At 71.0% G+C, this 18,770-nt stretch carries 16 protein-coding genes; 11 read left to right on the top strand and 5 right to left on the bottom strand.

Annotation, left to right across the window (positions count from 1 at the left end):
• Positions 1-10 precede the first annotated feature (10 nt).
• The 8 genes from infC (at position 11) to OHB01_RS34895 (ending at position 7,572) form a co-directional block, all read left to right on the top strand.
• Positions 11-619: a translation initiation factor IF-3 gene (gene infC, locus OHB01_RS34930; RefSeq protein ID WP_221889944.1), complete on the top strand. Its 609-nt coding sequence runs from the start codon at positions 11-13 to the stop codon at positions 617-619.
• Positions 620-760: 141 nt separating this feature from the next.
• On the top strand, positions 761-955 hold the full coding sequence (gene rpmI, locus OHB01_RS34925; RefSeq protein ID WP_030504936.1) for a 50S ribosomal protein L35: 195 nt from the start codon (positions 761-763) through the stop codon (positions 953-955).
• Positions 956-977: 22 nt separating this feature from the next.
• The gene (gene rplT / locus OHB01_RS34920) at positions 978-1,358 is read left to right on the top strand and encodes a 50S ribosomal protein L20 (RefSeq protein ID WP_139575007.1); all 381 of its coding nucleotides are present in this window, start codon (positions 978-980) and stop codon (positions 1,356-1,358) included.
• A 76-nt stretch (positions 1,359-1,434) separates the two neighbouring features.
• The gene (locus OHB01_RS34915; RefSeq protein ID WP_328854556.1) at positions 1,435-2,268 is read left to right on the top strand and encodes an RNA methyltransferase; all 834 of its coding nucleotides are present in this window, start codon (positions 1,435-1,437) and stop codon (positions 2,266-2,268) included.
• 97 nt (positions 2,269-2,365) lie between these two features.
• The gene (locus tag OHB01_RS34910) at positions 2,366-3,460 is read left to right on the top strand and encodes a sensor histidine kinase (RefSeq protein ID WP_142648953.1); all 1,095 of its coding nucleotides are present in this window, start codon (positions 2,366-2,368) and stop codon (positions 3,458-3,460) included.
• A gap of 109 nt (positions 3,461-3,569) precedes the next feature.
• Complete coding sequence (gene pheS / locus OHB01_RS34905) at positions 3,570-4,670, top strand: phenylalanine--tRNA ligase subunit alpha (RefSeq protein ID WP_142648954.1); 1,101 nt, start codon at positions 3,570-3,572, stop codon at positions 4,668-4,670.
• Complete coding sequence (locus tag OHB01_RS34900) at positions 4,670-7,240, top strand: phenylalanine--tRNA ligase subunit beta (RefSeq protein ID WP_328854555.1); 2,571 nt, start codon at positions 4,670-4,672, stop codon at positions 7,238-7,240. The genes pheS and OHB01_RS34900 overlap by 1 nt, the downstream gene beginning before the upstream one ends.
• Before the next feature lie 86 nt (positions 7,241-7,326).
• Entirely contained in the window at positions 7,327-7,572 is a 246-nt protein-coding gene (locus OHB01_RS34895) for a hypothetical protein (protein WP_142648956.1), read from the top strand.
• A gap of 8 nt (positions 7,573-7,580) precedes the next feature.
• Here the strand turns inward: OHB01_RS34895 and OHB01_RS34890 are convergent, their stop codons facing one another.
• The 5 genes from OHB01_RS34890 to OHB01_RS34870 form a co-directional block, all read right to left on the bottom strand.
• Positions 7,581-10,760: a penicillin acylase family protein gene (locus OHB01_RS34890; RefSeq protein WP_142648957.1), complete on the bottom strand. Its 3,180-nt coding sequence runs from the start codon at positions 10,758-10,760 to the stop codon at positions 7,581-7,583.
• A 79-nt stretch (positions 10,761-10,839) separates the two neighbouring features.
• Entirely contained in the window at positions 10,840-11,421 is a 582-nt protein-coding gene (locus tag OHB01_RS34885) for a Uma2 family endonuclease (RefSeq protein ID WP_419197556.1), read from the bottom strand.
• Between the two features lie 386 nt (positions 11,422-11,807).
• Positions 11,808-12,923, bottom strand: coding sequence for a polysaccharide deacetylase family protein (locus tag OHB01_RS34880; RefSeq protein ID WP_168066102.1), 1,116 nt, complete (start codon positions 12,921-12,923; stop codon positions 11,808-11,810).
• Positions 12,924-13,250: 327 nt separating this feature from the next.
• Entirely contained in the window at positions 13,251-13,616 is a 366-nt protein-coding gene (locus OHB01_RS34875; protein WP_328854554.1) for a nuclear transport factor 2 family protein, read from the bottom strand.
• Positions 13,617-13,701: 85 nt separating this feature from the next.
• Positions 13,702-15,357, bottom strand: coding sequence for a class I adenylate-forming enzyme family protein (locus OHB01_RS34870; protein ID WP_147944769.1), 1,656 nt, complete (start codon positions 15,355-15,357; stop codon positions 13,702-13,704).
• A 219-nt stretch (positions 15,358-15,576) separates the two neighbouring features.
• Between OHB01_RS34870 and argC the strand changes: the two genes are divergently transcribed.
• The 3 genes from argC to argB are packed head-to-tail and all read left to right on the top strand — an operon-like array spanning position 15,577 to position 18,735.
• Positions 15,577-16,599 carry an N-acetyl-gamma-glutamyl-phosphate reductase gene (gene argC, locus OHB01_RS34865; RefSeq protein WP_142648962.1) on the top strand — a complete coding sequence of 341 codons (1,023 nt, stop codon included), beginning with the start codon at positions 15,577-15,579 and terminating at the stop codon, positions 16,597-16,599.
• A gap of 28 nt (positions 16,600-16,627) precedes the next feature.
• On the top strand, positions 16,628-17,782 hold the full coding sequence (gene argJ, locus OHB01_RS34860) for a bifunctional glutamate N-acetyltransferase/amino-acid acetyltransferase ArgJ (RefSeq protein ID WP_142648963.1): 1,155 nt from the start codon (positions 16,628-16,630) through the stop codon (positions 17,780-17,782).
• Positions 17,779-18,735 (top strand): acetylglutamate kinase, encoded by a 957-nt coding sequence (gene argB, locus OHB01_RS34855; protein WP_142648964.1) that lies wholly within the window; start codon positions 17,779-17,781, stop codon positions 18,733-18,735. The genes argJ and argB overlap by 4 nt, the downstream gene beginning before the upstream one ends.
• Positions 18,736-18,770: the final 35 nt, after the last annotated feature.

Raw genomic sequence — 18,770 nt, 5'->3', positions numbered from 1 at the left:
TGGAGGTCCCATCAGCACCGAGCCCCGCATCAACGACCGTATTCGCGTGCCCGAGGTGCGCCTCGTCGGCCCGAACGGCGAACAGGTCGGCATCGTCTCCATCGGCGACGCACTGAAGCTGGCGCAGGAGAGCGATCTCGACCTGGTGGAGGTCGCGGCCACGGCCCGCCCGCCCGTCTGCAAGCTCATGGACTACGGCAAGTTCAAGTACGAGTCGGCCATGAAGGCACGCGAGGCCCGCCGCAACCAGGCGCACACGATCATCAAGGAGATCAAGCTCCGGCCGAAGATCGACCCGCACGACTACGAGACCAAGAAAGGTCACGTCGTGCGCTTCCTGAAGGCGGGAGACAAGGTCAAGGTCACGATCATGTTCCGAGGCCGCGAGCAGTCCCGGCCAGAGCTGGGATTCCGGCTCCTGCAGCGCCTCGCCGAGGACGTCACCGACCTGGGGTTCGTCGAGTCGCAGCCGAAGCAGGACGGTCGCAACATGATCATGGTGATCGGGCCGCACAAGAAGAAGGCCGAGGCGAAGGCCGAGAAGGCCGCCGCCAAGGCCCGCGGCACCGGCCAGCAGGAGGCGGAGCCCGCCCAGGAGCAGGCCGCGCAGCCGCAGTGACGCCCGCCTGAACCACCAGGCGGGGCGCCGCAGACATTCACGGATACCGAGACCGGGACGGTCTCGCGGAGTAAGGCAGGCCGCCGGCCCGGGTCACCGGCCCGGGCCGTCGGCACGGACGAAAGAGGAGAGACGGCTGAGATGCCGAAGATGAAGACGCACAGCGGTGCGAAGAAGCGGTTCCGGCTCACCGGATCCGGCAAGGTTGTCCGCCGCCGCGCCAACCGGCAGCACCTGTTCGAGCACAAGCCGTCCACTCGCACGCGCCGCCTTGAGGGCGTCGTCGTCATGTCCGACGCCGACACCAAGAAGATCAAGAAGCTGCTCGCGAAGTAACGACCCGGGGAGATAGAACAACATGGCACGCGTGAAGCGGGCGCTCAACGCCAAGAAGAAGCGCCGGGTCGTCCTCGAGCGGGCGAGCGGTTACCGGGGGCAGCGGTCGCGCCTCTACCGCAAGGCCAAGGAGCAGATGCTCCACTCGATGACCTATGCATACCGGGACCGCAAGGACAAGAAGGGCACGTTCCGCCGGCTGTGGATCCAGCGGATCAACGCCGCGGCCCGTGCCAACGGCATCACCTACAACCGGTTCATCCAGGGCCTGCGCCTGGCCGGCATCGAGGTGGACCGCAAGATCCTCGCGGACCTCGCGGTGAACGACACGCAGACCTTCGCCACGCTGGTCGAGTCCGCCCGCAAGGCGCTCCCGTCCGACGTGAACGCGCCGGTCGCCTGAGACCTGCACCTGCGCACACACGAGGGCCCGTCGCCTGCGGCGGGCCCTCATCCACGTCGAGGGGGGACATGCGGGCATGGCGGAGCTCACCAACATCAAGTCGCCGCGCGTCAAGGCGGCCCGCAGGCTGACCAAGCGCGCGTTCCGCGATCGCGACCGGGCGTTCCTGGCGGAAGGGCCGCAGGCGGTCCGTGAGGCACTCGCGCTCAAGGACGTCACGGTCGAGCTGTTCACGACGGTCGAGGCGGAGACGCGGCACGCCGACATCGTGGCCGCCGCCATAGCGGCGGGCGTCCCGGTCCACCGCGCGAGCGGCGAGGTCATGTCGGAGCTGACCCAGACGGTCACCCCGCAGGGCCTGCTCGCCGTGTGCCGGTTCGTGCACGTGCCGCTGGCCGAGGCGGTGCCGCGGGGAGCCCGGCTGGTGGCGATCCTCGCCCACGTACGCGACCCCGGCAACGCGGGGACGGTCCTGCGCACCGCCGACGCCGCGGGCGCCGACGCGGTGGTGTTCACCGACGCGTCGGTCGACCCGTACAACGGCAAGTGCGTGCGGGCCAGCGCGGGGAGCCTTTTCCACCTGCCGGTCGTGACCGGAACTCCCGTGGCCGACGCCGTACGGCACGCGCGGGAGGCGGGGCTGCGCGTGTTCGCGGCAGACGGCGCGGGCACCCGGACGCTCGACGAGGTCGCCCTGGACACGCCCGCCGCCTGGCTGTTCGGCAACGAGGCGTGGGGACTGCCGCCCGAGCTCCTCGCGCTGGCCGACGAGGTGGTGCGCGTCCCGATTTACGGGCGGGCGGAAAGCCTGAATCTCGCCACCGCCGCCGCGGTCTGCCTGTACGCCTCCGCGCGTGCTCAACGGCAGACCTTACATTCCGTGGAAGATCCCACTACCCCGGCGCTCTGAGGCTGCTGCCGAGCCCGGGAAACCCGCTATTGTCGGCGAAGGAGTCGCGCAGGACGTCGGCGGCGCGCGCAGTTCCGGAGCTCGAGGAGGCGGTCTCGTGCGAGGTGACGACACCCCCGGCGGCGCCCTTGCAGGGGACGCCGGAGGGCGGGCGCACATCGACGTCGACGACCTTCCCGACGGCCTCGTCGCCACCGACGCCGACGGCGTGATCCTGATGGTCAACCGGGCCGCCGAGCGGCTGACCGGGGTGACCCGTGAGGCGGCGGTGGGCAGGCCCATCGGCGACGTGCTGCCGATGCGCGACCAGGACGGCCGCGACTGGTGGAAGTGGCTCGACCCGCACGGCGGGCTGGCCATCCGCAGCCGCCAGCCGGAGCGGCCGCTGCACCTGCCCGGCCGCCAGGAGATGCTGGTCGCCGCGCGCTTCGTCCGCACGCCGCCGCGTGGCGGCCGCGTGGAGCGCGTCGTGATCACGCTGCGGGACGCCTCGGCGCGCGCCCGGATCGAGCGCAGCCGCGCCGACCTGGTCTCGACCGTGGCCCACGAGCTGCGCTCGCCGCTGACCAGCGTCAAGGGGTTCACCGCGACGCTGCTGGCCAAGTGGGACCGCTTCACCGACGCCCAGAAGCGCGTGATGCTGGAGACGGTCAACGCGGACGCCGACCGGGTGACGCGGCTGATCACCGAGCTGCTCGACGTCTCGCGCATCGAGTCGGGCCGTTTGGAGATCCACCGCCAGATCGTGGACGTGCCCGCGCGGGCCCGCAGGATCATCGCGGGCCGGGTGGCGGCGGGGGAGCCGGAGGACCGTTTCCGGCTGGAGGTTCTCGGCGAACTGCCGGAGATGTGGCTCGATCAGGACAAGATTGACCAGATTCTCGCGAACCTGGTGGAAAACGCGGTGCGCCACGGACGCGGTACGGTGACCATAGTGGTGGAGCCGGTCGAATGGGGAGTGGCGGTGTCGGTGCGGGACCAGGGTGAGGGCGTGGCGCCCGAGCTGGTCGGCCGTGTCTTCCGCCAGTTCTGGCGGGGCAACGGCCGCCGCCGCGGAGGGACCGGCCTCGGTCTTTTCATCGTCAAGGGCCTCGTGGAGGCCCACGGCGGCACCATCAGCGTGCAGCGCGCGCCCGGCGGCGGCGCGGAGTTCCGATTTACCTTGCCCACCGGCACCCCTGAATTCGCCTGAGCCTTTCCACAGGCCGATCGCGCGGAGGACGGCCCGGTGGGCTGATCGGACTAGACTCGTTGCCGCTGAGCGCAGGGCGCTCGCAGGCCCCTGGATACGGAGCTCTCTCTTGTCGAACACCTATGACCCGGTCGAGGTGACGCCGCTGCACGCCGACGAGGTCGCGCGGGCACAGGCCGACGCTCTCGCCGCGATCGCCGCGGCGCGCGACCTCGACGATCTGAAGCAGGCAAGGCTCGCGCACGCGGGCGACCGCTCGCCCATCGCGCTGGCGAACCGTGAGATCGGCGCACTGCCACCCGCCGCGCGCGCCGAGGCGGGCAAGCGGATCGGCGCCGCGCGCAAGGCGATCGGCGAGGCGCTCGCCGCCCGCCAGGCCGAGCTGGAGGCCGAGCGGGACGCGCGGGTCCTCATCGAGGAGACCGTCGACGTCACGCTGCCCTGGGACCGCGCGCCGCGCGGCGCCCGGCACCCGCTGACCACGCTGCAGGAGCGCATCGCCGACGCGTTCGTGGCGATGGGCTACGAGGTGGCGGAGGGCCCCGAGCTCGAAGGCGAGTGGTTCAACTTCGACGCGCTGAACATCGCCCCCGATCACCCGGCCAGGTCCGACCACGACACGTTCTTCGTGGAGAGCGTCGACTCCGGCAAGGTGCTGCGCACGCAGACCTCGCCGGTGCAGATCAGGGCGCTGCTGTCGCGCCCGCTGCCCGTCTACGTGGTGTCGCCGGGCAAGACCTTCCGCACCGACGAGCTGGACGCCACACACACGCCGGTCTTCCACCAGGTCGAGGGCCTGGCGGTCGACAAGGGGCTGACGATGGCCCACCTGAAGGGCACGCTCGACCGGTTCGCCGAGGTGATGTTCGGCGCGGGGATCACCACCCGGTTCCGGCCGCACTACTTCCCCTTCACCGAGCCGTCGGCCGAGCTCGACCTGCGCTGCTTCGTCTGCCGCGGCTCCTCGGCGGTGCCGGGCAACCCGCCCTGCCGCACCTGCAAGTCGGAGGGCTGGATCGAGTGGGGCGGCTGCGGCATGGTCAACCCGCGCGTGCTGCTGGCCTGCGGCGTCGACCCCGCCGTCTATTCGGGATTCGCCTTCGGCATGGGCGTGGAGCGGACGCTGATGTTCCGCCACAACGCCGAGGACATGCGCGACATGGTCGAGGGCGACATCCGGTTCACCCTGCCGTTCGGGATGGAGGTCTGATGAAGGTCCCGCTTTCATGGCTGCGGGAGTACGTCGATCTCCCCGCGGTCACCGCCCAGGAGGTGGCCGACCAGCTCACCGCCGCCGGCCTCAAGCTGGAGGCCATCCACTCGCACGGCCACGAGATCAAGAACGTCGTGGTCGGCCGGGTCCTCGAGATCGAGGAGCTGACCGGGTTCAAGAAGCCCATCCGGCACTGCAAGGTCGAGGTCGGGGAGGCGACGCCGCGCGAGATCGTCTGCGGCGCGACGAACTTCTCCGTGGGCGCCGTGGTCCCGGTCGCGCTGCCCGGCGCGGTGCTCCCCGGCGGCTTCGAGATCGGCTCCCGCAAGACCTACGGGCGGCTGTCCGACGGCATGATCTGCTCCGAGGCCGAGCTCGGCATCGCCGAGTCGTCCCCGGGCATCCTGCTGCTGCCGGATGACACCCCGATCGGCGCCGACGTGGTCGAGCTGCTCGGCCTGCGTGACGACGTGCTCGAACTGGAGGTCGCCACCGACCGCGGCTACGCCCTGTCGATCCGCGGCGTCGCCCGCGAGGCGGCCATCGCGTTCGGCGTGCCGTTCCGCGACCCGGCCGCGACCGAGGCGGAGTCCGGCGGCGGCGAGTCGTGGCCCGCGGAGATCGCCGACCCTTCCGCCTGCGACCGCTTCGTGCTGCGCTCGGTCACCGGCTTCGACCCGGCCGCCGAGTCGCCGCTGTGGATGCGGGTGCGGCTGGCCCGCGCCGGCATGCGCTCGGTCTCGCTGGCCGTCGACATCACCAACTACGTGATGCTGGAGCTCGGCCAGCCCCTGCACGCCTTCGACCGGTCGCGCCTGTCCGGCCCGATCGTCGTACGGCGGGCCCGGCCGGGGGAGACGCTGGAGACGCTCGACCACGTGGTGCGGACGCTCCACGAGGAGGACATCCTCATCACCGACGACTCGGGCCCGATCTCCATGGCCGGCACGATGGGCGGCCTGCACACGGAGATCTCCGACACCTCGACCGACATCGTCATCGAGGCGGCGCACTTCTCGGCCACCGGCATCGCCCGCGAGTCGCGGCGGCACAACCTGGTTAGCGAGGCGTCCAAGCGGTTCGAGCGCGGCGTCGACCGCGAGCTGCCCCTCGCCGCGTCGTGGCGTGCCGTGCAGCTCCTGGTCGAGCTCGGCGGTGCCGTCGCCGACCCCGGAGTGACCCACACCCAGGTCGACGTCTCGCCGGTGCGGATCACCATCCCGGCCGATCACCCGAGCCGTGTGGCGGGTGTGACGTACGAGCGGGAGACCGTGATCCGCAGGCTGGAGCAGATCGGCTGCACGGTGACGGAGGGCGCCGTCTCCGCAGGCCCGGCCGGGCACGGCGTCGCGGCCACCGGCGTGCTCGCCTCCGGCGACCTCGCCGGCCGGCTGGCCGTCCCCGGCGACGACCTGATCACGGTCACGCCGCCGACGTGGCGCCCCGACCTGACCGATCCGAACGACCTCGCCGAGGAGGTCATCCGGCTTGAGGGGTACGACCGCATCCCGTCGGTCCTGCCCCCCGCCCCGGCCGGGGGCGGGCTGACCGAGGAGCAGCGGCTGCGCCGCCGGGTGGGCCGCGCCCTGGCCCACGCGGGATACGTGGAGGTGCTCGCCTACCCGTTCATGGGGCCGCGCGACCTCGACAACCTCCTGCTGCCCGAGGACGACCCCCGCAGGCGGGCGACCCGGCTGGTCAACCCGCTCAGCGAGGACGAGCCGTTCATGCGGACCACGCTGCTGCCGGGCCTGCTGAAGACCCTGGTGCGCAACGTGGGCCGCGGCCACGCCGACGTGGCGCTGTTCGAGTCCGGGCTGGTCTACCGGCCCGAGCCGCAGGCGCCCGCGACGGCCCCGGTGCTCCCGGTCGACCGCAGGCCCACGGAGGAGGAGCTGGCGGCGATCGAGACGGCGCTGCCGAGGCAGCCGCTGCGGGTGGCCGTGGTGCTGGCCGGGGAGTTCGAGCGCTCCGGCTGGTGGGGCGAGGGCCGGCAGGCGTCCTGGGCGGACGCCGTCGAGGCGGCCCGCACGGTCGCGCGGGCGGCGGGCGTGGAGCTCGGCGTCCGGGCCGACCAGCACGAGCCGTGGCATCCCGGGCGGTGCGCCGCGCTGACCGTCACCGACGCCGAGACCGGTGAGACGGTGCTGGTGGGTCACGCAGGCGAGCTGCACCCGCGGGTCGTCGAGGCGTACGGGCTGCCGCCGCGCACCTGCGCGATGGAGATTGAGCTGTCGCTGCTGACCCCCGCCGGGCCGGTGCAGACGCCCGCCGTGTCCGCCTATCCGGTGGCGACGCAGGACGTCGCGCTGACCGTCGCCGTCTCCACCCCGGTCGCCGAGGTCGAGGCCGCTCTCCGGGAGGGGGCGGGCGAGCTGCTGGAGTCGATCAGGCTGTTCGACGTCTACACGGGCCCGCAGGTGGGCGAGGGCAACAAGTCCCTGGCCTACACGCTGCGGTTCCGGGCGCCCGACCGCACGCTCACGGCCGAGGAGACCACGGCCGCGCGTGACGCCGCCGTCGCCCTCGCCGCCGAGCGCACCGGAGCCCAGCTCCGCGGCGCCTGAGTAGCCGCTGATCACTTGAGCGGGTGCCGGCACGGTGTCTTGTCGACACGGTGCCGGCGCCCGCGGTCGTCTCTCCCGGAGGAGCGGTGCGTCACCTGCTGGTCTTCCCCGAGCGGGACAGCGCGGAGGAGTCCGCGGAGACCGTGGCCGAGCTGTTCCCGGCGCTCGGCGTTCCCGGCGTCGTCCGTGAGCTGCTCGCGGGCGAGGACGACGCCGAGGACGCCCAGTGGGTGGTCGTCGTGGACGACCCGGACGGCGCCCTCGGCCCGGCGGACCTGGCCCGGCTCGACGCCCTCGCCGAGGAGGGCGAGGGCTGGCGCGAGCCGGGCTGACCGCCGCCCTACCTGCCGTACACCTCGAAGGAGTACAGCGAGTAGCCGTAGCCGGTGCCGCGCTTGACGCCCTGCATCCGCACATAGCGCGCCCCGGTCGGGGCGAACGCGACGTTGTCCACGCCGCCGTCGCCCGTGGTCGTCTGCGCGACGGTGGTCCACGTGGAGCCGTCCGCCGAGGCCTGGATCCGGTACGACGAGCCGTAGGCCGTCTCCCAGCGCAGGATCACCCGTCCCACGGACTTCAGCGAGCCGAGATCGACCTGGATGTACTGGTTGTCGCTCCACCCGCTGGCCCACCGGCTCGCCGGGTCGCCGTCCACGGCCTTGGCCGGGGTGTAGGAGTCCTGCGTGCTCGACGCGCTCGCCGTACGGCCCAGGGCGAGGTCGGTCACGTCGTCGCCGCGGTGCGCGGGGAACGAGACCACCTGCTGATAGGTCGGCCGGTTCTGCCAGGAGATCAGCGAGTGCTTGACGCCGCCGAGCGGCGACTGCCGTACCGCGTCGGCGCACCACTGGTCGCCCGCCGAGCAGGAGTCGTCACCCGGATAGGTCGTCGCCGCCGGTTCGGCCAGCGCCGCCGCCAGGCTGTCGAGCAGGACCGTACGGCAGGCCGCCACGGTCGCCCCGCAATACTTGGCCGGCAGGGGAGCGGCCACCGGGTCGCCGAGCACGGCCCGGATGTCCTTGTCCACGTAGCCCCACCAGCCGTACTGGAACGACGACCCCTTGTGGGGCTGCGCCTCGTTGGCCGAGCCGGGCAGCGAGGAGACGTCGCCCTGCTGGTGCCCGGACGGCGACTCGTTGATCTGCAGGGCGTTGACCAGCGCCTGGTAGAGCCCGTCGCCCAGCCCGGGGCGGAACTGGGCCCGCACCAGCTTGGGCCACCAGGCGTCGAAGATCCGGATGGCGTCGGCGTGGGCGTACTTCTTGCTGCCCGTGCTCGTCTCCTCCCGCCTGGCGCCCGCGCCGGCCCAGGCGGACAGCTTGGAGACGGCCGAGGCGAGGGCGGGGTCGGAGACGGACGCGCTGTTGATCACGCGGAGCAGCGCGGGCAGCACCTTCCATCCGCGCAGGTCGGTCGTCGCCGCCGACGCCATGATCTTCACGACTCCGGCGCGGTCGAGGGTGCCCGAGGACAGGGCCGCCTTGACCGGCGCGTCGAGCAGGTCGGCCCGGTGGACCGCCCCGAAGCTGAAGTTGCCGTCGGCCGCGCCGAAGTCCTTGGCCTGCTTGTTGTTCCAGCTCACGAAGTAGTCCTGGTTGACCGCCTGCGGATGCGCCGAGGGCGGGAGATAGGACGCGGTGTTGGCCGCCGGGTCGAAGCCGCTCCACTCGTGCGCGGCGTCGGCCGTCATGGGCAGGTTCGGGTCGGACTCCGGCGACCGCACAGGGACGTTGCCGGACATGAAGTACGCCGCGTCGGTGGAGTTCACGTAGAACCAGTTGAACGCGAAGCCGATGGTGGAGGCCGAGTTGGCGAAGGCCGCCGCCGAGCCCATCTCCGCCGGGTCGTTGAACATCTGGAAGCCGATCGCCGAGTCCGCCTCGTGCTGGTAGGTCGAGCGCAGCGTGGTGAACGCCGTCGGCACGCCGCCGACCGTGCCCCGCCAGGTGACCAGGCCATATTTGGTGCGCTTGATGACCAGATCGTACGACCCGGCGGCGGTGGAGTCGGCCGTGTTGGGCTTCCAGGAGTTGGTCTTCTTCAGCGTCTCCATGGGCGTGCAGACGCCGTGGTAGAGGTAGTGGTCGCTGGAGACCGCGGGCGTGCCGCCGTCCGGGTCGCACAGCGTCACGGCGTAGGTGTCGGTGATGTCCTCGGCGGCCGAGGTGGCGCTCCAGGCGTAGTCGGTGCCGCGTCCGAGCAGCACGTAGAGGTTGAGCCCGGCGAAGGCCGCGCCGCGCGCCCTGATGCCGGGCCCGGACAGCTCCTCCAGCATGAGCAGTTGCGGCGCGAAGTAGCCGGTCTGCGGGCCGAACACGGCGATCGGGTGTCCGCCGGTCGCCTTCGCGGCCGAGACCACGATGGCGTTGGACATCTCCGGCTTGGAGTTGTCCACGGTGAGCCCGGTCAGCGCGCTCTTGACCTGCGTGGTGGCGGTCCTCGCGGTGCCGGTCTCGTTGGCCGTGATGTCGACCGGCGTGGTCGTGCCCGCGTCGGGCAGCACCACTCCGGTCGCGCCGGCCGGTGCCGCGCCGAAGGGGAAGCTCTGGTCGCCGTGCAGGGTCAGCACGGTCTCCGGGTCGTTCTGCGAGCGGAACGCCGCCCACACCTGGTCGCCCTGGGCGGCGCCGTACTTCGCCCGTGCGGCCACGCGTACGAGGGCCGACTGCATCTCGGCGCCGCCGCCCCCGCCGAACAGACCGCCGATCACGCCGGAGATCGCGATCAGGTCGGTCATCCGGAAGTCCTCCGGGCCGCCCTTGTTCGTGATCGCGTCGAGGTGGCCGGTGAGCACGTACTCACCCGGGCAGTCGCGGTTGGCCATGCAGTGGTCGATGTACGAGTTGATCCCGGCGACGTAGTTCTGCACGTCCGAATAGAGCTGGGCGCCCCGGGTGCCGGCCGTCTTCAGCCGGTCGACCTGGGCCTGGAGGTCGGCCTCCGTGTAGGGGGAGTTGCGCCAGACGCTCTGCTCCAGCTCCCTGTTGCCCGCGGCCCCGCCGGCGAACGGCGTCAGCTCGCCCCGGCCGACGTGGCGCATGAGGTCCATCAGCCACAGCCGGTCCTGCGCGCCGGCGTAGCCCGCGCCGAACATCGTGCCCTCGCGGGTGGTGCCGGTGATGTGGGGGACGCCGGTCGCCTTGTCGCGCACGATGGTGACGCCCGAGCGCGGGCTCACCGTGCTCTCGACCTGGTTCGCCGGCACGCCGAACGAGCTGTCGTTGAAGAACGCGGTGATCTGCTCGTCGGTCAGGCCGGTGTAGCCCGAGAGCAGGCCGGAGTATTTGCCGAGCTGGTCCTTGCTGTGGGCCGGATAGGTGCCGAGGAGCTGGTTGCCCAGGATGTCCACGAGGGTGGCGTTGCCGTTCTGGCCGGGCGGCAGGACGTCAGTGCACTGGCCGAGGCAGTAGTCGTCGGGCGGGTAGTAGGGGGCCGCGGCGGCCGGCGCCGCCGGCAGGCCGACGGCGACGAGGGCCAGCGCGGCGGCAGCGGTGATCGCCCGTCGAAGGCGCGCGTGCATGGGGGAACTTCCCTTCGCGATGTCAGGGGGTGAAGGGACCGATGGTGGTGCTGTTCACGCGCGTGAATATGAGCAGTGCTCAACTCTGGACGATACGCGCGGGTAACCAGAGGATCAATGGGGGAAATGCCCGCCGGTGAGTCCGATGCCGCCGGGGGCGGCAGGGACGCCGGCTCGCGTGGGGAAAGTTCAGAGCGTGTCGATCTCGGTGAGGTCGATGTCGATGTCGAACGGCACCGACAGCTTGAGCCGGTCGTGGTAGATCCCGGTCAGCGCGTACGTCGTGGTGGCCGGGTCGAGTTCGTACGTAGACCGTGGGCCGCCCGGCCTGGTTCTCGATCCGCCAGAAGTGGGCGATCCCCGCCTCCGCGTAGAGCTGCGGCTTGCGCTTGCGATCCCGCTCCTCCGAGTCCGGCGAGACGACCTCGACGGCCGGCAGCACGTCACTCGCCTCGTACGCGGTTTCATCCGTCCCCTGCACCGCCTCGGCGTGAAGAACCACCATGTCGGGCTCGGGCCTTTGGCGAAGCCCGAGGACGACACTCATCTCACGGCGCACGCGCAGGTGTGCTGGGCAGAACCGGCGCAGTTCCCGTTCCAGCAGGAACAGCGTCAAGGTGTGAAAGGAGGCTTGGGGGGCTCGCGAAGACCAAGCTTCCATCGATCAACTCTGTGTGTGCGGGAAGTTGCGGCATGTGATCGAGGTCGGCCGCCGTGAAGCCTTCCACCGGAGGGAAGACCCAGCTCGGGAGACCGTGCATGTCACTCAATGGTGCTTCGCTCCATGCCTCTGCCGTCATGCGCTCACCGTAGTAACGCATGAGCGCCTCGCGTTGTGTTTCCCCCCTGGCGTGGTGCCGGGACACCCCGTCCGAAGGCGACGAGCAGACGACAGCGGGTGCGGCGCTTCCGGGAAGCGCCGCACCGTTCCCGGCGGTCAGCCCGTGGGGCAGGAGACCGGCGGCCGGGTTCATACGACAAAGGGGTGGCCGGGTCGTGGCCCGCGGTGCGCCGGGGGTGTTCCGCACCGCGGGCCACAGGTCCGAGCTATCTGTTCCAGGTCCACTTCTGGTTGTTACCGCCGTGGCAGGAGTAGAGCTGGATCTGGGTGCCGTTGCCGGTGCCCTGCCCGACGGCGTCCAGGCACAGCCCGGACTGGACGCCCTGGATGCTGCCGTCGGAGTTCACACGCCACTTCTGGTTGTCGCCACCCCAGCAGCTGTAGATCTGAATCCTCGCGCCGTTGCCGCTGCCGGCCGCGTCCAGGCACTTGTTGCCGTACACCCGGATCTCACCGGCAGAGGTGGAGCTCCAGGTCTGGTTGCTCTGGCCATGGCAGTCCCACAGCTGCACCTGCGTGCCGTCCGAGGTGCTGGCGTTCGGCACGTCCAGGCAGCGGCCCGAGGCGACACCCCTGATCTGCCCACTGCCACCCCCGGAGGTAGGAGTCGCGCTGGGCGACTGGGGGGTCGTCGGCGACGGGGAGGCGGGTCCGCTGCCGTCGGGGGCGACGGCGCGTCCGGTGGTGGGGGAGATCATGCCGGCGCAGAGGTTGCGGCTGCGGAGGTTGGCGGCGATCTGGGGGATGGCCTGGACGGTGGTGGCGTACTGGTCGTGCATGAGGATGATCTGGCCGTTTTGGAGTCGGCTGGCGGCCTGGACGATCTGGGAGGTGCTGGCGCCGTTCCAGTCCTGGGAGTCGACGTCCCAGATGATCTCCTTGAGGCCGAGCTGCTGTTCGATCGACTGGAGGGTGTAGTTGGTTTCGCCGTAGGGCGGGCGGAACAGCTTGGGGGCCTGTCCGGTGGCCTGCTGGATGGCCTGCTGGGTCCGCTGCAGCTCCGACTGGATCTGCGAGCTGCTCATCTGGGTCAGGTGGGGGTGGGTGTAGCTGTGGTTGCCGACCCACATGCCGGCGTCGACCTGGGCGCGTACGAGGGATTGGTTGTTCTGGGCGTTCTGGCCGATGTTGAAGAAGGTGGCGCGCAGGCCGTTGGCCTTCAACGTGTTGAGCAGGTTGGTGGTGTTGCTGGGGTTGGGGCCGTCGTCGTAGGTGAGGCCCACATACCCGGCGCTGCAGTCGGCGGCCTGGGCTGCGGTGGCGGAAAGGGTCACGGTCGCGAGCGCCGCGGTGACCACGCCCGCGAGCGCCGCGGCGAGCATCTTCCGTAAGCCTGCACGTCGTGTGGGGGGTGCGGCGCTGTCGGCCATGTCTGCTCCTCCGATCGGGGAGAGGGCCGGACGGCGCGTGTGTTCGCCGGTAGGGGGTGCGCCGCCCGGCCCCGGGGTTCGCCGGTGCAACATTCTGGGAAGCGCCCTTGAAACATGTCAAAGATCGGCCGAAACGTTTCTATCCGAGACCCCATGAAAGAAGGCCTGTAGTGCCGAAACGCCGATGAACTTTTCAGGCCCGATGAGCACCGCTCCCGGGCATCCGGAGCCGCCCGGGAGCGGACGCCCCGGCCGGGCTCCGGAGCCCCAGGAACACGATCAGGTGGGGACCTTGTCCAGGAAGCCGTACACGTTCCGGATCCGGCCGTCCTCGGCGAAGGCCACGACGTCGAAGCCGATCACCACGGGCTCCGCCGCGCCTTCGGGGGCGAGGTGCCAGGTGAAGCGCGCGATGTCGTGGTGGCCGTCCACCGGCCCGCCCAGGGTGAACACGAACCCGGGGAACATCTCCTGCGCTCCGGCGATCACCGCGGCGACACCCTCGTGCCCGGTGACGGCGGCCAGCGGGTCGGTGTAGCCGCCGTCCTCGGTCCACAGCTCGGCCACCGCCTTCGCCCTGGCCTCGGCGTCGCGCTCGTTCCAGGCGGCGATGTAACGCTCGGCCAGGGTGGTGTAGTCGGTCATTTCCACTCCTTCGGGGATGTCTTCGTGACGACACGTGAACGGTGTCACGCACCCCCGAGGAGCGGCGATTACGCGGCAGGTAACGCTAGAGACCGAGGGTCTCCCTGCGCAGGTGGGTCTTGAGCACCTTGCCGCCGGGGTTGCGCGGCAGCTCGGCCTCCCTGAACCAGAACCGCACCGGCACCTTGAACGCCGCGATACGGCCGCGCAGGAACTCCTGGAGCTCCTCGCCGGTGGCGCTCGCGCCCCGCTTGAGCCGTACGACCGCGCCGACCTGCTCGCCCAGCTCGTCGTCGGGGATGCCGATCACGGCCGCGTCGTCCACCGCGGGGTGCTCGAACAGGGCGGCCTCGACTTCGGCGCAGTAGACGTTCTCGCCGCCCCTGATGACCATGTCCTTGGCCCGGTCGACGATGTAGACGTAGCCGTCCTCGTCGATGCGGGCCAGGTCGCCCGTGTGCAGCCAGCCGTCCACGAACGTCTCCGCCGTGGCGTCCGGGCGGTTCCAGTAGCCCATGATCACGATCGGTCCGCGGATGCACAGCTCGCCGACCATGCCGGGCGGCAGCTCCGCGCCGAGCGGGTCGCAGATCCTGACGTCCACGACGGCGAGCGGCAGTCCGATGCTGTCGGGCCTGGCCAGGTAGTCCCTGCCGCTGTTGTAGATCGCGAGCGCCGTCGTCTCGGTCATGCCGTACCCGTTGGCCGGCGTGCGGTTGGGGAGCGACTCGGTGATCCGCTCCAGCAGCTTCGGCGGGGCCGGAGCGCCGCCGTACGAGACGGAGCCGAGCGAGGAGATGTCGTGCTTGTCCAGATCGGGGTGTGACAGCAGCTGCCAGGCGTTGGTCGGCACGCCGCTCATCACGGTGACCTTCTCGCGCTCGATGAGCTCCAGGGCCCGCTTGGGGTCCCACTTGTACATGAGCACGAGCCCGCCGCCGCTGAACATCGTGGTCATCAGCACGGCGAAGCACCCGGTGACGTGGAAGAGGGGCACGGTCAGCAGGGTGATCCTGCGCTTTTCCGCCGCCGCGGCCACGTCCCTGCCGGCCATCGCCACCGTGCGCATCATCGCGTACGCGACGGTCATCGGCGCCTGGCCGAGGTTGCGGTGGCTGCCGAGTGCGCCCTTGGACCTGCCGGTGGTGCCGGAAGTGTAGAAGATCGTGGCGGGGTCGTCGGGGCCGAGCTCGACCTGCGGCAGCGTCACGTCGGCGCGGACCTCGCCGAGGACCTCGGACCAGTTGGCGCCCTCACCGCGGGTGACGATCATCGGCAGGCCGCTGCCGGCCATCCGCGCGGCGCGCTCGCCGTCGGCGATCACGACCTTGGCGCCCGAGTCGCTCAGGCCATATTCCAGCTCCTGCTCGGTCCACCAGGCGTTGAGCGGTACGGCCACCGCCCCTGCGGCGAGCACGGCGGAGAAGGAGACGATCCATTCGGGGTAGTTGCGCATGGCCACGGCGACGCGGTCGCCCTTGCGTACGCCATAGTCGTTCACCAGGCGGTTGGCGAGGGTCGCGGCCAGCCGGAAATGCTCCTCATAGGTGAGGTGCTCGTCCTCGTAGACGACGAACACCTTGTCCCCATGAAACCGGGTGATTTCCAGGAGGGCCCGGAAGGTCGCGGGAGCGTGCTTCCACGCCCGGATCTTGTGACCGCCGACCTCGACCTCTTCCATTTCGAAGAGCTGCCCGGGCGCCGTGAGCTGGGCCTGGACCTGTTCGTTCGTGATCGTCATGCTGGCGCACTCCCGGACTCGTTCGTTAACCGGATGTTTCACGATACCGACCGGTAGGTACGTCGGCTAGATGTCCATCTCTCGGAACGCCGCTTGCATGCTCATGCTTTACGATGCATACTCTCTACACCAGCAAGAACATGAGGTCCGCTGCATGATCATGCAGTGACCGGGATACAGATCCCTTGAGACAGGGCTCAGTGAAGACAGGGGGCGCGGATGAGGGCGGCCATCGCCGGAGCCAGCGGCTACGCGGGAGGAGAGCTGCTCCGTCTGCTGCTCGGGCATCCCGCTGTCGAGATCGGTGCCCTGACCGCCGCGTCCAGCGCGGGCAGCAGGCTCGGCGCCCACCAGCCCCACCTGCCGTCGCTGGCCGACCGGGTGATCGAAGAGACCACCCCCGACGTGCTCGCCGGTCACGACGTCGTCTTCCTCGCCCTCCCGCACGGTCAGTCGGCCGCGGTCGCCGCCGAGCTCGGCGACGGCGCACTCGTCGTCGACTGCGGCGCCGACTTCCGGCTGACCAGCGCGCAAGAGTGGACCGCATTCTACGGCGGCGTCCACGCCGGCACGTGGCCCTACGGCCTGCCCGAGCTGCCCGGTCAGCGCGAGGTCCTGCGCGGCGCCCGGCGCATCGCCGTCCCCGGCTGTTACCCGACGGCCGCCACGCTCGCGCTGTTCCCCGCCTTCGCGGCCGGGCTGGCCGAGCCCGACGTCGTGGTCGTCGCCGCGAGCGGCACCTCCGGAGCCGGCCGGGCGCCCAAGGCCCATCTGCTCGGCAGCGAGGTGATGGGCTCGGTCAGCGCGTACGGCGTGGGCGGGGTCCACCGGCACACCCCCGAGATGGAGCAGAACCTGTCGGCGGTCGCCGGACGGCCGGTCCGCGTGTCGTTCACGCCGACCCTCGCGCCGATGAGCCGCGGCATCCTCGCCACCTGTACGGCTCCCGCCGTGCCGGGCGTCACCCGCGCCGCGCTCCGGGAGGCGTACGAGACGGCGGTGAAGGACGAGCCGTTCCTCCACCTGCTGCCCGAGGGGACATGGCCGGCGACCGCGATGACGGTCGGGGCCAACACCGCGGTGCTGCAGGTCACCCTCGACGAGCGGGCCGGACGGATCGTCGCCGTCGTCGCCATCGACAACCTCACCAAGGGGACCGCGGGCGGCGCGATCCAGAGCGCCAATCTCGCTCTCGGCCTTCCGGAAGAAGTCGGTCTTCCCACCAATGGAGTCGCCCCGTGATGAACATCGTCCCCTGTGAGGAGCGCGCATGAGTGTGACCGCACCCCTGGGTTTCCGCGCCGCAGGAGTCGCCGCGGGGATCAAGAGCGGCGGCGCCCGCGACCTGGCCCTGGTCGTCAACGACGGCCCCTCGCGTGCCGCGGCCGGCGTCTTCACCAGCAACCGTTTCAAGGCCGCGCCGGTCCTGTGGTCGGCCCAGGTCCTCTCCGGCGGCCGGGTGAGGGCCGTCGTCCTCAACTCCGGCGGCGCCAACGCCTGCACCGGCCCGCTCGGCTTCCAGGACACCCACGCCACCGCCGAGAAGGTGGCGGAGGTCCTCGACGACTCCGCGGCCGAGATCGCGGTCTGCTCCACCGGCCTGATCGGCGAGCGGCTGCCGATGGACGCGCTGCTCGGCGGCGTGGGGACCGCGGCCGCCCAGCTCAGCCGCGACGGCGGCCTGGCGGCGGCCGACGCGATCCGCACCACCGACACCGTCAGCAAGATCTCCTTCCGCCGTGGCGAGACGGGCTACATGGTGGGCGGCATGGCGAAGGGCGCCGGGATGCTCGCGCCCGCGCTCGCCACGATGCTGTGCGTGATCACCACCGACGCCGACCTCACATCCGAGGAACTCGACACGGTGCTGCGCAAGGCGACGTCCGTGACGTTCGACCGGCTCGACACCGACGGCTGCATGTCGACCAACGACACCGTGCTGCTGCTCGCGAGCGGAGCGTCGGGCGTGCGCCCCGACCTCGCCGAGTTCGAGAAGGTCGTCACCGCGGTCTGCGCGGACCTGGCCCGGCAGCTTCTGGTCGACGCCGAGGGCGCCACGAAGGCGATCGCCATCGAGGTCGTCGGCGCGGCGTCGGAGGAGGACGCGGTGGCGGTGGGCCGGGCGGTCGCCCGCTCGAACCTGCTCAAGTGCGCGATCCACGGCGAGGACCCCAACTGGGGCCGCGTGGTCAGCGCGGTCGGCACCACCGACGCCGTGTTCGACGCCGATCGGGTCAACGTGGCGGTCAACGGCATCTGGATCTGCCGTGGCGGCGCGGCGGGAGACGACCGCGACAAGGTCGACCTGCGCCCCCGCGACGTCACCATCACCATCGACCTGTCCGCCGGCCCGCACACCGCGACCGTGCACACCACCGACCTCACGGCGGCGTACGTGCACGAGAACTCGGCGTACTCGTCATGAGCGTCAGGCGGAACGGCGCCCTGGACAAGGCGCACACCCTGATCGAGGCGCTGCCCTGGCTCGCGCGCTTCCACGGCGCGACCGTCGTCATCAAATACGGCGGCAACGCCATGACGGAGGAGCACCTGCGGGCCAAGTTCGCGGCCGACGTGGTGTTCCTCCGCTACGCGGGACTGCGGCCGGTGATCGTGCACGGCGGCGGCCCGCAGATCCAGTCGCACCTCGATCTGCTCGGGATCGACAGCCACTTCGTGTCCGGGCTGCGGGTGACCACACCCGAGGCGATGCAGGTCGTCCGGATGGTGCTGGTCGGCCAGGTCAACCGCGACGTGGTCGGGCTGATCAACGGGCACGGGCCGTTCGCGGTCGGCATGTCCGGCGAGGACGCCCACCTGTTCACGGCCGAGCGCAAGCATGTCGTGGTCGACGGCGTCAAGGTGGACATCGGCCAGGTCGGGGAGATCGTCCGGGTCGAGGCGGGCGCCGTCCGGGCGCTTCTCGACGACGGCCGCATCCCGGTGGTGTCGTCCGTGGCCCGTGGCGAGGACGGCGGGATCTACAACGTCAACGCCGACACCGCCGCCGCGGCCCTCGCCGTGGCGCTCCAGGCGTCGAAGCTCATCGTGCTCACCGACGTCGAAGGGCTGTACGCCGACTGGCCGAACAGCGAAGAGGTCGTCAGCCGGATCGGGGCGTCCGAGCTCGCCGCGCTGCTGCCCTCACTGTCGAGCGGCATGGTGCCGAAGATGGAGGCATGCCTGTCCGCGGTGCGCGGCGGCGTCCCCCAGGCCCACGTGCTCGACGGGCGGGTGCCGCACGCGCTGCTGCTGGAGGTCTTCACCGACGAAGGTATCGGGACGATGGTCGAGCCCGACGACGCCGCTCCGGCGGCGCGAGGCGAGGCCGACGGAGCGGCGGCGGACGGCGCCGTCAACGGGGAGGTTGCCAGGTGACCACCAACGACGAACTGCGCGCACGCTTCGAAGCG

This window comes from Microbispora hainanensis, from assembly GCF_036186745.1.
Taxonomy (GTDB): domain Bacteria; phylum Actinomycetota; class Actinomycetes; order Streptosporangiales; family Streptosporangiaceae; genus Microbispora.
Note: the sequence above shows the minus strand (reverse complement) of the source record. Positions and strands in the feature narration are given on the sequence as shown.